The organism is Mucilaginibacter gracilis, from assembly GCF_003633615.1.
GTDB classification, from domain to species: Bacteria; Bacteroidota; Bacteroidia; order Sphingobacteriales; family Sphingobacteriaceae; genus Mucilaginibacter; species Mucilaginibacter gracilis.
On sequence record NZ_RBKU01000001.1, the window covers coordinates 598,204 to 610,962 of the forward strand.

Sequence of the window (12,759 nt, forward strand, 5' to 3'; positions counted from 1 at the left end):
CATTAGTTAACAGATGCACTGGTTTTAGCTAACAAGCCATCAATTACTTTCACCATCGCAGCAAATTCTGCCGGGCTGTACAGTCGCGTAAGGAAAACGATACGGCCATCACGACCAATCACCACGTTCCTGGTCACGCCGCTTTTTTTATCTGCGAACAAACCAAAAATATCGGCCCCCGGATCAAGCGCCAGCGGGTAGGTGATCTTCATATCCTGGTGGAACTTTTGAACCTTTTCCAAAGGTTCATCCCTATCTACGCCGATCAGTACAAAGTCTTTGTTTTGGTTGGCTTCCCATACATCTTTTTGCAAGTACGGCATTTCGGTACGGCACACGCTGCACCAGCTTGCGGTGAATTGCAACACCACTACCTTACCACGCAGTTCTTTCAGCGAGGTTGTTTTGCCATCAGCCAACTTTAACGAGAAGTTATCCGGCGCAACATCGCCTACTTTAACAATATAGCCCCGGTCATCATCGGTTTTTGTAGCAACCGTTTGGGCCAACGCGCCGACGGCCAGGCAACTTAAAAGCAGGAATAAGATTCTTTTTTTCATGAGTTGATAAATATGGTTTCACAGTTCGACGGGTTTCAGGTACGCTATTTTTCCGCCGGATTCTTTTTGTTCTTTTAAAAAGTAATATTTCATGATAGGCCCGGATATTACCATCGTTACCACGGTCATTACCACCAGCCCTTCAAATACGGGTTCGGTGATGATCTTGGCCTGCAGGGCGATCAAGCCCAGAACGATCTCCTGTGATCCGCGGGCATTCATACCGAATGCCACGGCAATCGATTCGTTTTTGGACATGCCACTCGCCACGCCGCCAATGCCGGCACCGATGAGCTTAGCCAAACATGCGATAACCAAGATGATCAATACAACTTCCAGGTTGAAGTTGGCGATAAAATCAAGCCGCAGGCCCACAGAAGCAAAAAATAAGGGTGCCAGTACATTGATGGTGAACTGGTGCAAAATATCCTTATGCTTTGCCGTAAAGTATTCCGAATCGCCGATGGCGATGCCGACCAAAAAGGCCCCGAAAATACCGCGTACACCCAAATACTCTGTGATCACGGCACCTATAAAACACAAACATACCGCTACCGTAAACACCTGGCCTATCTTTTCACTTTTACCGGCTAACTCCAGTAGCCGGTGAATGATCCAGCGCCCGCCTGTTAGCATAAAAGCAGCGAATAACACAACGACAATTACCGACCAAAAGGAAGCGTCCTCTTTACCGGCATTCATCATTTTGATGATGATCGAAAACAAGATCCACCCTAAAAAGTCATCAACCATAGCTGCGGTCAATACGATGTTCCCTATTTTGGTTTTCAGCAGGTCGAGATCAAGCAGTATTTTGGCAATTACGGATAGCGCGGTAATGGATAAGGCCGTGCCGAAGAACAGCGATGTAGTTAGCTGGTTACTGGCCGAATTGGCGAAATGACTATGATACAGGAACCATACTGAAATAGAGCCAATGGCGAACGGAAAAATGATCCCGGTTAAACTGATAGCCAGCGCCTGTTTACCGTTTTGCCTGATCTGCTTCAAGTCCACTTCGAAACCCGCAATGAACATGAGCAGGATAATACCGATATTGGCGATACCATCAAAAGCGCCGTAAGCCTGGGGCGCGGCCAGGAACAGGTTTTTAAACAAGCCGGGAAAGAAAGCGCCAAGCAAAGTAGGCCCGACAATGATACCCGCAAAAATTTCGCCGATTATGGCGGGTAGTTTATACCTGCGGCACACCTCGCCCAATATCCTGGCCGGAATCAGGATGGCGATCAGGATCAGCAAAAAATGAATAATTTCGGATGAGCTTAATTTGGATACCATGAATTGCTTCAGTTCAATGTTTATAAATTCGATTTAACCTCTATTCTCAATTGATGGGTATTAAATACATGCGAATATGGTTCCACGCTTTTGGTTAGAAAAACACTGCCGCCAATGGTACTGTCATGCCCAATCACCGTTTTGCCACCCAGTATCGTACTACGCGCATATATCGTAACATTGTCCTCAACGGTTGGATGACGCTTGGTAGCTGAAAGGTCTTTGCTCACCTGCGATGCACCCAAAGTAACACCCTGGTAAATCGTCACATTTTTGCCGATGATACTGGTAGCACCTATAACGATACCGGTACCATGATCGATACAGAACGGTACGCCGATGTGGGCATTGGGATGAATATCTACGCCTGTTTTTCCATGCGCATGCTCGCTCAATATCCTTGGCAAAATTGGGATATGCAACTCTGAAAGTTTGTGTGATATCCGGTGAACAGCAATGGCATAAAACCCGGGATAAGAAACAATAACCTCGTGTACGCTTCCTGCCGCAGGATCTTTTTCATGTATCCTTGTAGCATCCGACCTCAGATCCTGGTAGATATTCTGCAACGAAGCATAAAAATTATCCACAGTTTCGCCTATGTTGATCTGTTCGGCGTCTAAATAGCTCAACAACACGTTTTCCAATTCGATCTGGTTCTTTCTTAACTGCCCCTCATAGATATTTTTCTTGTTGAGCCGGTTATTAGGGAACAAAAACTCCAGCAAATCGCTGAGCCAGTGGATCGCCTGCTCGTTAGATGGCGTAGCTTCCCACTCCGCCTTATGCGTTTGAAAAAGTAACTCGATAAAACCATTCAGCTGCGGATCCTTCATGTTATTTTTTCAGTCTGTGTAAAGTATTCACCAGCGTATCAATTTCGGCGCAGGTATTGTAAAATGCGAGGGAAGGCCGTACTGTTGCATCAACCCCAAAACGGCGCAGAATAGGTTGCGCACAATGGTGGCCCGAGCGTACAGCGATACCTTCTTTATTCAAAGCAGCGCCTACCTCTTCGGTCTTATAACCATCCAGCACAAATGATAACACGCTGGCTTTATCAGCGGCGGTACCAATCAAACGGATACCCGGCACCTCCTTCAACAGGCGGGTAGCGTAAACCAGCAGGTAATGCTCATACCTCGAAATATTGTCGATACCGATCTTATTCACATAGTCGATTGCCGCGCCAAGACCCACGGCATCGGCTATATTACCGGTGCCCGCTTCAAACCGGCTCGGTGCCTTGTGGTACTGGGTGTATTCAAATGTTACGTCAACGATCATGTTGCCGCCTCCCTGCCATGGCTGCGTTTCGTTTAGCAGTGCTTCTTTTCCGTAAACCACACCAATGCCTGTCGGCCCGAACACCTTATGTCCCGAGAAAACAAACCAATCGGCATCTAAGGCACGAACATCAACTTTCATATGCGATACGGATTGTGCCCCGTCAACCAAAACCTTAGCCCCGGCCTGATGTGCCAGCGCCACGATCCTTGCAGCAGGTGTAACCGTTCCTAATGCGTTAGACACCTGTGTAAAGGCAACCAATTTAGTTTTCGGGCCGAGTAATTTGGCGTATTCATCCAGTAGGATTTGCCCGTCATCGTCAACCGGTATCACCTTGATCTTTAAACCCTTTTTGGCTGCCAGCTGTTGCCAGGGAACAATGTTCGCATGGTGTTCCAAATGGCTGACGATGATCTCATCACCCGCGTTCAGGTGCTGTTCCCCCCAGCTCTTGGCAACCAGGTTAATGGCCTCGGTAGCTCCCCGTACAAAGATGATCTCGTTAACCGAAGCAGCATTAATGAAAGCTCTTACTTTTTCACGGGCACCTTCATAGGCATCGGTTGCCCTTGCTGCCAGTTCATGCGCTGCACGATGTATATTGGAGTTTTCATGCTCATAGAAATAAGATATCCGGTCGATCACCTGCCTGGGCTTTTGCGTGGTAGCTGCATTATCCAGCCAGATCAGGGGGCGGCCATTTACCCTTTCTTGCAGGATTGGAAAATCGTTCCTGACCAGATTTACATCAAAGGGCGGCGCGATCGGCTGCCCGGCCCTGGTGGTATCGCGATCAAAAATATTTTTTCCCTGTAAGGGGTTATTCCTGTTTTTTAGGAAATAAAACGGCACATCGGTATCCTCATCAAAAGGAATTCTTATTGCCGGTGAGGATATACGAACATTACTCAATATTTCCTGCAACCGGCTCTCAAAAGGCTGGTCGTCCTGAAAAGGTAAGGCCAAATTATCGGCAGGTTTAGCTACTGCCAAATTTGGGTCAGCAAAACTGGTTTGGGGGTTCCGCAGATCCACCGCGTTATTTTGATTGGCAGCTGATGGCGATATCCCCACACCCGAAGCCGAGGGCGGTGAATGATCAAAACTATTATCACGCAAAGCCTTGTCGCGCAGTTGAGGCTCGTAGCTTTGCTGCAAGTTGTCGTTCCTTAACGGCAATTGTTCGCTTGCCTGTTCAACAACGGGTTCCGGGTTGATACTTTGCCCCGGTAAAGCTTTAAAAAACTGGTTCGCCAGGTTTTCGAGTGCGCTCAGATTTGGATGTTCTTCCGAATTAATATTTGTACTCATAATAATTTCCTAAGTCCACATCCTCCAAAACCGCTATCGCATCGTCCGTTAATACTGCCAGTGAGCAATACAACGAAACCAGGTAAGATGCTATAGCTTTGTTATTAATACCCATGAAGCGAACAGATAAGCCGGGTGACTGCTCGCCCGGTAAGCCAGGCTGGTAGAGACCTACAACTCCCTGCCGGCTTTCCCCGGTTCTGAGCAATAATATTTTCGATTTGTTGTTTACAATGGGTAATTTATCAGAAGGGATCAGCGGTATACCTCTCCAGGTTAGGAATTGAGATCCAAATAAAGCTACGGTTGGCGGCGGTACACCACGGCGTGTACATTCCCGGCCAAAAGCGGCAATAGCTAATGGATGCAGGAGGAAAAAAGCAGGTTCTTTCCAAACTTTGGTAATCAACTCATCCAGGTCATCCGGTGTAGGTGGGCCGAGCCTGGTCTTGATTTTTTGCGACGGCACAATGCTATGCAACAGGCCATATTCCTCGTTATTGATCAGTTCACTCTCCTGGCGCTCCTTGATGATCTCGATCGTTAAACGCAATTGCTCCGTGATCTGGTTAAAGGGTTTGCTGTACAGATCGGATACGCGCGTATGCACATCCAGTACCGTATTTACAGCACTCAAATTATATTCACGCGGGTTTTCTACATAGTCGACATAGGTAGACGGCAGTTCACGTTCATCGCGGTTTGAACAATCAACCTCTACGTTGTCGGCATCCTTTACTTTATTTAAACGGTATACACCTGACTCTACCGGTGTCCAGTTTAATAAATGGGTTAGCCATCGTGGTGTAATGGTGCCTAACTGGGGAACGGTTCTGGTAGCGATGGCCAACTGCCTGGCCGCTACGTCGCCTAAAGCGGTCTGTTTGTTTTTTTGATCGGGCATAAATAATTAGAAAAATGAGTTAATAATCTGTCAATTGTAGCCTGAATAAAGGATACTTTACAATTATAGTATATTAAATCTATAGATTATATATTCTATTTGAAAATTATGAGTCGAATCTTTTAGGCAGATGAAGTTAAAAGCAATTTACTGTTTTACTATAGCTGAAAAAGCATCCATAAAGATCGCATCGGCATTGCCCGGATCGGTGTTTAAAAATTTATGCTCCAAAATACTTTGCCCTGTAATTGCAGGATTATTTCCCCTTCCTAACGGCCAGGTTCCATAGGTTTCCGTCATCCCGATACCGGCAAGCTGAGCCGCCTTGATTCCGAAATCCGTACAGTTATTTTTACTGAGGTTGTACTTGATCCCGTTATATTGCCCGATCAAGCCCTGTATCTTTTCAAATTTCCGTTTAGAAATGAACTTACCTAAAACTTCGTCCCAAGCATGACCCGAATCATCTTTGAAAACAGAGGAAGTGGAAGGGATCAAAGGGGTTGCCGACAGCAAGTTGTCTTTTTTAGGATAAAAACCCACCGATAAAGAGGTATAGGTATAATCTGAATTATACTTGATCAGGGTGATAAAAGTATGCCCAACATTATTTAATACGAATACCTTACGTTTCCCCCGCACAGGTTGCTTAACGTGGAACAGCATGGCATAAGCGACCGCTTCTTTTCCGTCATCGAACGTTTGCCTGATCCGTTCATAAGTGATCGCTTTACTTTCAACCGGGCGGTTCAACTTCAGTGCCACTGCATGGTAATTGACCAGGGAATCATCCTTACTATTGATAGCGAGGTACCCCTCTTCGGTCGTATCCACCTGGTCACTATCCGTATCGGTAACGGACTCGGGCTGCCTGCTTTTTTCTTTTGCCGTTTTAGGGACTGTTTTTAAGAAACATTTCATGGCAAGGGGGTACAAACGCAACCGGGCAAAAATATTGGCCATATGGTAATAGAACTTCACCTTTGCCTGGCTCGTTGCAGTAGTGTTTTGGACTTCTATTGTTTTTAAATAGCTTAACAGTTTTTTTCGTTCCTGCGGTTCTTTGGTTACGACATCGATGTTATTCACCAGATGGTCTTCCGGAGTTGTGCTAAGGAAGGGAGTTGCTACTTTGATTTTGTGTGCATCATTGAACGCGATAACCGGGTGATCCTTGAACACGCTGTAAGAAGAAGAATCTTTGAACGGGGTCATGAATTTTTTTACTACCGCCCTTTGCGCAAAAGCTGGTAAAGTGAATACAAACAATATGATTATGATTGTAAAGGGATAAAAACGGCGCGGCTGATCAAGATGGGTCATTGTAAATAAATGAAAGTGAATAAGGAAAATACATTTTGGCGGAGTTGTTGCTGTTACCAACAACAACAAATGCAGCAAGAAGTGCTGTTTAAAATAGCATGAAGTGATTTAATACCTTTCATCGGAGACAAACATAGTATTTTTAATTAAGACTACAAAATTGGTCGTCTTTTTTATTATCCTTGCAGCATGATGGGATCATATGCTTTAATAACGGGTGCCAGTAAGGGAATAGGCAAGGCGATGGCTTCACAGCTGGCGGCAAAAGGTTACAATTTGCTGCTGATCGCGCGGACTGAAAACGAATTGCAACTATTAGCTGACGAGCTTATCGCGAGTTACAAGGTAAAAGTCAGCTACTTGTCTGCAGATCTTGCGAATCAGCTGAGCCCTAAAATTGTCGCGGATTGGTGCCGCGGTCTCCATGCAGAGGTGTCAATATTGATCAATAATGCCGGTTACGGGTTATGGGGAGATTTTGCGGAATTGGCGCTGGCCGAACAGCTCAACATGCTTCAGGTGAATTTAAATTCGGTGGTTGAGCTGACTTATCACCTGCTGCCCTTGCTTAAAAATCAAGAACGGGCTTATATTTTGAATGTATCCAGTATGGCAGCCTACCAGGCGCTCCCTACGCTGGCCTTATATGCTGCCAGCAAAGCTTTTATTATTTCCTTCAGCAGGGCCATTCGTTATGAGTTAAAAAATACTTCCGTTTCTGTAACTGTACTTTCTCCCGGCCCTACCGACACGGGATTTGCGCATCGCGCGGGACTTGATCGTTTGGCTGATCTTGCCGATAAATTCAATATGCAGCCAGCAGATGTCGCCCGGATCGGACTGAAAGGAATGTTCGAGTGTAAAGTTGAGATTATCCCTGGCTTATTGAATAAATTATCCGCTTACGGCGCCAAACATCTGAATAAAGCATGGATAGAACGGATCAGTGCCGGATTATATCGGAACGCTAAATAATTTCAAATAAATTTTTGCAATGTAAATATTTCTCTACATTTGCATTGTCTATAAAAACTATAGACTTTATATACATTTGAAAAACAAACAACATATCCCGTCCGCACCCTGTATGCGAATGTCCCTTTCCCAAAGGGTCATGTGTGGCTGTTGTTGTTAATCTCCCGCCTACTATTCTCCTTGTAAACTAACCGCACCAGTACGGATAGTTGTATTTTCTTATCTGTTTATTACTACCATTATGAATACCGAATATCAAAAATTCACCCTAGGGACAGTTATCACCGAAGAACAACAACACTTTTTTAACCGCAACGGCTTTATACATTTTAAAGATTTTATTAAACCCGAAACCGTTAGCGATATCATCAAAGCCTCCGAAGAGGTACAAAAAAACTGGATCAACAGCGCCGTTGAAAAGGTGAACGGCGTGCCTATTAAATATGGTAAAGATCTTGATGGAACACCAATCGTTCAACGCTTTGCTTTCATCAACCAGTATAGCTCCCTATTGCATGAGTTTACTTTGGATCCACGTCTTCAGGTGTTGTTAAATCTCACCGGACCCGGCGCAAGAATAGGTACAGACGAAAAAGACGGTATGGTTTTTAACCATTACGTTAATGCCGAACAAAGTAGCTTTACACAAATGGGCTGGCATACCGATGGCTTGCGCGACATTTTTCACGGTCAAAAACTCAACCCTATGCTGAACGTAGGGATACACCTAAGTTCGGTAAAACCAGAAAACGGCGGCTTAAGGATTTTGCCGGGAACCCATAAGCAGAATCTTTATCAAATGCTTTTCCGGAAAAAGTACTTTTTGGACAACGATGCCGATGCCAATGAAGTGGCCATCTCCCCAACGGCGGGTGATCTGACCATTCATGACGGAAGGCTATGGCACAGGGTGGCGCAATCTTCGGTGACCGGCGAAGAAAGCCGCCGTAGGGTGATCTACATGCCGATCATTGCCGGTAAATACGAACCCAAAACCGCCGAAAGTCCGACAGCCTTTTACCAGCGCTTCGCCGCTTTAATTAAATAACATGCTGATCGCCCTTTTTATCGCTTACCTGATCCCGCGGAAAAGGCAGGCAATTTTAAAAGCAGCCTAAATGGAATATCCATGAAATCTAAAATATATTTGCCGCTCTTTGCATTGATCTGCGTATTGCTATTTGGTTCGTGGAGCAGGATTACCGATACCTATTGCCATACGATACATCGTGCCCTTATTGACGGAGAGCAAGTCGAATACAATGCCACAGCCGGTTCTATTCGCATTGATGATTCGGAGGACCGAACTGCTGCAGATATCTTTTACGTTGCTTACCAAAAAAACGACTTACTATCATCTCAGAGGCCAATAACTTTTGTTTTTAACGGAGGACCGGGGTCAGCATCGGTATGGCTCCACATGGGATCATTCGCCCCGGTTCGGGTCAAATTCAAAAACAGAAAGGGCGACGCGCCATCATCAGGTTTCCAGTACGAGAATAACCCGTATTCCTGGTTGGGCTTTACCGACCTGGTTTTTATAGATCCGGTTGCTACAGGTTACAGCAGGGCAGCTGAGGGATCGGACCCCACACAATTTTACGGATACGATCAGGATATTCATGCTATCGCTGAATTTATCACACGTTACCTGGATCAAAATCAACGCGGGAACAGCCCGCTATTTATCGCTGGTGAGAGTTACGGTGCCGCGAGGGCCGTAGGACTGACGGATTACCTGCAAACACGCTTACAGGTTAAGGTAAGCGGTATCACCCTGATATCGCCCGCGTTAAACTACGAATTGCTTAACTTCAATCCCGGCAACGATCGCCCTTACATCGCTTATTTACCAACTTATACACTTACGGCGCAGTATCACCACATGCTTAATCCTGTGTTGGAAAAATCGAGCCCGGGAGCTTTGTACGACAAGGCTGCGTATTTCGCTAAACACGCCTTCACGCATTACCTCAATCAACATGCGACAGCAATGCCGGCCCTCCTCGTGGACTCACTCCATTATTATACTGGCTTATCAAGAAAATTGATCATTCAAACCAAAGGTAGAATTACCGATAACCTCTTCATAAGTAATGTATTAAGTAAAAATAAATTAGTTACAGGATGTTTTGACAGCCGGTTTACAGGCAAAGCACTAAAAGATCATTACGTAGATCCCAGCGAAACCAATATCAGAAGGCTGTTTCTAAGTACTTTCAATAAGTATATCCATGACGACCTGAGCTATAAAACGGACAAACAATATCAGGCAACGATCAACCCACCGTGGAACTATGGCAGCGGTATGGTAAATGGATTTCTTAACGTTTCCCGCATACTGGAAAAGGTAATTGTTAATGACCCATCCCTGCGCGTCAATATTATTTGCGGTTATTACGATCTGTCGACACCGATGGCAGCAACAAAGGAAGTGATCGTTCGGCTAGGTTTGAACCCGGCTTTGCGGCGCAATATTGCTGTGAACGAATACCAGTCCGGACATATGGTTTACATCGGCGATGGTGATGCCAAATTTAAAACAGACGCGGCAAGATTTTACAAGAATGCCTTAACGGTCAATTCACCTCCGGTGTTCGCTTCAGCGAATTAAACAATTGACTGGTTTTTGCTAAACCAGCTTCTCCGTTTAGTGTAAAATACCAGAATTCTTCCAGATCGCCTTCATTCATCGTCATTTGAGTAGCTCCCTGCGATTTATGTTCAGCGATCTCCCAGTTGGCGATCACTTTATAATTCAACCTGTTCTTAAAACCCAGGGTTGCTGTGCGATCAACCTGGAACACACGTAAATCTGCTTTCGTATCTTTATAGTCTGAATATTGCTGAAAATGGCACACGGTATCGGTTTTATTTCGGGTACGCGCTCCCAAGATGACCGGTCTGTTTCCCGCAGGTAAAGAAGTGATGGCCTTTAGGGCCAATATAGATGCGGCCTTGTGCTGTCCGTGTGTGTCAGGTTCAGGCAATATACAAAACACAAAATCGTAGCTGTTCTTTTTCAGTAATTCATTCAAACGCTGAGATACAACATTTGTATTCCAACTGGTATCTAATGGCTCCTTTTCGCTTAAACCATAATGGGAATCCGGCTGGTCCTGGTAATAATACCCTGACACACCCAAAATATGTCCCGCATTCCGAAGTTCCTTTTTCCTGATACCCGGCAAGAGCTCCCGTCCTACTTTTTCAACCGTTAACGGGACACCATAGTATTGCTCTGCCAAAACTGAGTATTTATAGCCGGCTTCCCCGTTGGTAATGATGAACAGGTCAACCGTTCCATGCTGCTCCCGGGCGATCTTATACAGCGTGACCGACAAGATGCTCTCATCATCCGGGTGAGCCATTACAACAAGGATACGGGGTGCTCCGGTTTTATGCTGGGCGCTGGCCTGAACAGCCAGCGCTGCACAAAATAAATAGCAAAACAAGTAGTATCTGAGCATTAACTAAACTTAGAAAAAGCAAAAAAAATAGAGGTCACAGGCGGATTTGAACCGCCGTATAGGGTTTTGCAGACCCTTGCCTAACCGCTCGGCCATGTGACCCTAAAAACGTTAATTAATTATTGGTTCTCCAGCTTTTGTTGCCGCTTCCACTTCATTCAGCTTACCGGATTTTACATCATAGATGTAACCGTACACGGGTATAGATTTGGGAACCAGCGGATGGCTGCGGATGCGGGTCACGTCTTCCACCACACTACCTTCCAGGTTTTTGATCGTTAGAAAAGAAATGAATTTGGCTTCATCCGAGCCACCGCTCTCATCTAAATTTCTCCATCCTTTTTCGTCTACGGTAGCCGTGTTCAAACTGGTTGCCAACAGTCCGCGGATAATATCATCGGTAAATAGTTCCATCCCACAATCGGTGTGATGGATCACGAACCACTCTTTGGTGCCTAATAGTTTGTGGGATATGATGAGTGAACGGATCGCGTCGTCACTCGCCCTGCCCCCGGCATTGCGAATGACGTGGGCATCGCCTTCAATTAGTCCCGCATATTGCGCCGGATCCAGCCGCGCGTCCATACACGTCAGGATAGCAAAACCACGGGCCGGCGGCAACGCTAACTTTCCTTTGACGCCGAAATCTTTCACATAAGCTTGATTCGCTTTTAATACCTGGTTGTGGATTATTGTTTTATTGGACATATCATTTATGATTTTAATAAATAGAAGATTAGGCCGACCGACGGCCATTTGCATCATGAGCGGCCTGGTGAACAGCATTCAAGACCTCATCCGCTGCGAAAGTATCCGAAAGATCCAGGTCGAGATGATCATAAAGAATCTGGTTTGCCGCGTTCAACACATAGGTTGCCAGTAAAGGCACATTCTCGTCTACGCCTGTAAATAAGTTCCAGGCCGGGCTGTCTTCGTTAAAGACCCGAAACTGCCGGGCGATATCATTTTGCTGGTCATTATAAAAAGTAAGCGTTAGCTCGTGTTTCCAGGCAAGCTTTGGCAACAACGTCTCTTTATGGGGGATGACCACAACCAGATTACCGCCAACGGCCTTAACTTCGTGATGTAATTTGTTGAGATGCAAAAGTTGTGTGATACCTGCCTGCCCCCAATACTGAGAATAGAAGGCTACGACCAGCGGCTGTGCGTTGAATTTGGCAAATGGAATCGGGCCGGTTGCTTTCGCACCATTGACATATTGCTGCCATTTGCCGAAATCTTTGGAAAAAAGCATTTCAGGAATGTTATTTCCGGCTTTAACCGGAATAAGCGGCTTGAATGGTTTGAACAGAAAGTCATTCTCGAGCAAAAGCTCCAGGGAATCAAAATATGGATATTTAGTTTTTGTAGACATAATTATGCTAAGACAACGGATAAGTGAATATTTAACAATGGATGCGTGATCATCAGCCGCAACACCATGCCAGTCCAAAGAGAACTTCGTTATATTCACGTTGCCAGTAAGGGTAGTTCGTTTGGAACTTGCAGGATAGGTACATATCAATTTTAAGGTTAAGTAAAAGCCCGGTCAGGATGGATATTAATTACAACAATAAGTGCCTGCGGTCACAGTGTTTTGGATGGTGTCTTTTATACTTATTGACAT

General features: G+C 45.4%; 12 protein-coding genes and 1 tRNA gene. 3 read left to right on the forward strand and 10 right to left on the reverse strand.

The features are described 5' to 3' along the window. Positions 1-2 precede the first annotated feature (2 nt). The 6 genes from BDD43_RS02500 to BDD43_RS02525 form a co-directional block, all read right to left on the reverse strand. Positions 3-560 carry a TlpA family protein disulfide reductase gene (locus BDD43_RS02500; RefSeq protein ID WP_121196187.1) on the reverse strand — a complete coding sequence of 186 codons (558 nt, stop codon included), beginning with the start codon at positions 558-560 and terminating at the stop codon, positions 3-5. A gap of 18 nt (positions 561-578) precedes the next feature. Next, entirely contained in the window at positions 579-1,859 is a 1,281-nt protein-coding gene (locus BDD43_RS02505; protein WP_121196188.1) for a cation:proton antiporter, read from the reverse strand. A 20-nt stretch (positions 1,860-1,879) separates the two neighbouring features. Continuing rightward, the gene (locus tag BDD43_RS02510; protein ID WP_121196190.1) at positions 1,880-2,695 is read right to left on the reverse strand and encodes a serine O-acetyltransferase; all 816 of its coding nucleotides are present in this window, start codon (positions 2,693-2,695) and stop codon (positions 1,880-1,882) included. Between the two features lies 1 nt (position 2,696). Further along, a complete protein-coding gene (locus tag BDD43_RS02515; protein ID WP_121196191.1) occupies positions 2,697-4,460 on the reverse strand; it encodes a family 2A encapsulin nanocompartment cargo protein cysteine desulfurase in 1,764 nt (587 codons plus the stop codon). Then, complete coding sequence (locus BDD43_RS02520; protein WP_121196193.1) at positions 4,444-5,364, reverse strand: family 2A encapsulin nanocompartment shell protein; 921 nt, start codon at positions 5,362-5,364, stop codon at positions 4,444-4,446. Before BDD43_RS02520 ends, BDD43_RS02515 begins: the two co-directional genes overlap by 17 nt. A gap of 147 nt (positions 5,365-5,511) precedes the next feature. Then, positions 5,512-6,579, reverse strand: a complete 1,068-nt coding sequence (locus BDD43_RS02525; protein WP_147425550.1) for a hypothetical protein — start codon at positions 6,577-6,579, stop codon at positions 5,512-5,514. A gap of 297 nt (positions 6,580-6,876) precedes the next feature. Here BDD43_RS02525 and BDD43_RS02530 point away from each other — a divergent pair, with 297 nt between their 5' ends. The 3 genes from BDD43_RS02530 to BDD43_RS02540 all read left to right on the forward strand — a co-directional run bounded on the left by BDD43_RS02530 (position 6,877) and on the right by BDD43_RS02540 (position 10,276). Continuing rightward, positions 6,877-7,662 (forward strand): SDR family NAD(P)-dependent oxidoreductase, encoded by a 786-nt coding sequence (locus BDD43_RS02530; RefSeq protein WP_246001415.1) that lies wholly within the window; start codon positions 6,877-6,879, stop codon positions 7,660-7,662. A gap of 241 nt (positions 7,663-7,903) precedes the next feature. Further along, positions 7,904-8,710, forward strand: coding sequence for a phytanoyl-CoA dioxygenase family protein (locus BDD43_RS02535; RefSeq protein ID WP_121196197.1), 807 nt, complete (start codon positions 7,904-7,906; stop codon positions 8,708-8,710). Positions 8,711-8,791: 81 nt separating this feature from the next. After that, positions 8,792-10,276, forward strand: a complete 1,485-nt coding sequence (locus BDD43_RS02540; protein WP_121196198.1) for a S10 family peptidase — start codon at positions 8,792-8,794, stop codon at positions 10,274-10,276. Here the strand turns inward: BDD43_RS02540 and BDD43_RS02545 are convergent. From BDD43_RS02545 to BDD43_RS02560, 4 genes are all read right to left on the reverse strand, one after another. Next, the gene (locus BDD43_RS02545) at positions 10,242-11,132 is read right to left on the reverse strand and encodes a PIG-L family deacetylase (RefSeq protein ID WP_121196199.1); all 891 of its coding nucleotides are present in this window, start codon (positions 11,130-11,132) and stop codon (positions 10,242-10,244) included. The genes BDD43_RS02540 and BDD43_RS02545 overlap by 35 nt on opposite strands. Before the next feature lie 31 nt (positions 11,133-11,163). Further along, positions 11,164-11,234: transfer RNA gene (locus BDD43_RS02550), tRNA-Cys, on the reverse strand. 9 nt (positions 11,235-11,243) lie between these two features. Then, positions 11,244-11,918, reverse strand: a complete 675-nt coding sequence (locus tag BDD43_RS02555) for a beta-class carbonic anhydrase (RefSeq protein ID WP_317128740.1) — start codon at positions 11,916-11,918, stop codon at positions 11,244-11,246. Further along, positions 11,869-12,507: a redoxin domain-containing protein gene (locus BDD43_RS02560; protein ID WP_147425551.1), complete on the reverse strand. Its 639-nt coding sequence runs from the start codon at positions 12,505-12,507 to the stop codon at positions 11,869-11,871. The genes BDD43_RS02555 and BDD43_RS02560 overlap by 50 nt, the downstream gene beginning before the upstream one ends. Between the last annotated feature and the right edge of the window lie 252 nt (positions 12,508-12,759).

What these genes read in the sequence shown, in the direction of transcription:
- BDD43_RS02505 (WP_121196188.1), bottom strand. Translation starts at nt 1,859, where the DNA reads ATGGTATCCAAATTAAGCTCATCCGAAATTATTCATTTTTTGCTGATC.
- BDD43_RS02540 (WP_121196198.1), top strand. Translation starts at nt 8,792, where the DNA reads ATGAAATCTAAAATATATTTGCCGCTCTTTGCATTGATCTGCGTATTG.
- BDD43_RS02535 (WP_121196197.1), top strand. Translation starts at nt 7,904, where the DNA reads ATGAATACCGAATATCAAAAATTCACCCTAGGGACAGTTATCACCGAA.
- BDD43_RS02525 (WP_147425550.1), bottom strand. Translation starts at nt 6,579, where the DNA reads ATGACCCCGTTCAAAGATTCTTCTTCTTACAGCGTGTTCAAGGATCAC.
- BDD43_RS02500 (WP_121196187.1), bottom strand. Translation starts at nt 560, where the DNA reads ATGAAAAAAAGAATCTTATTCCTGCTTTTAAGTTGCCTGGCCGTCGGC.
- BDD43_RS02530 (WP_246001415.1), top strand. Translation starts at nt 6,877, where the DNA reads ATGATGGGATCATATGCTTTAATAACGGGTGCCAGTAAGGGAATAGGC.
- BDD43_RS02560 (WP_147425551.1), bottom strand. Translation starts at nt 12,507, where the DNA reads ATGTCTACAAAAACTAAATATCCATATTTTGATTCCCTGGAGCTTTTG.
- BDD43_RS02515 (WP_121196191.1), bottom strand. Translation starts at nt 4,460, where the DNA reads ATGAGTACAAATATTAATTCGGAAGAACATCCAAATCTGAGCGCACTC.
- BDD43_RS02555 (WP_317128740.1), bottom strand. Translation starts at nt 11,918, where the DNA reads ATGCTGTTCACCAGGCCGCTCATGATGCAAATGGCCGTCGGTCGGCCT.
- BDD43_RS02520 (WP_121196193.1), bottom strand. Translation starts at nt 5,364, where the DNA reads ATGCCCGATCAAAAAAACAAACAGACCGCTTTAGGCGACGTAGCGGCC.
- BDD43_RS02510 (WP_121196190.1), bottom strand. Translation starts at nt 2,695, where the DNA reads ATGAAGGATCCGCAGCTGAATGGTTTTATCGAGTTACTTTTTCAAACG.
- BDD43_RS02545 (WP_121196199.1), bottom strand. Translation starts at nt 11,132, where the DNA reads ATGCTCAGATACTACTTGTTTTGCTATTTATTTTGTGCAGCGCTGGCT.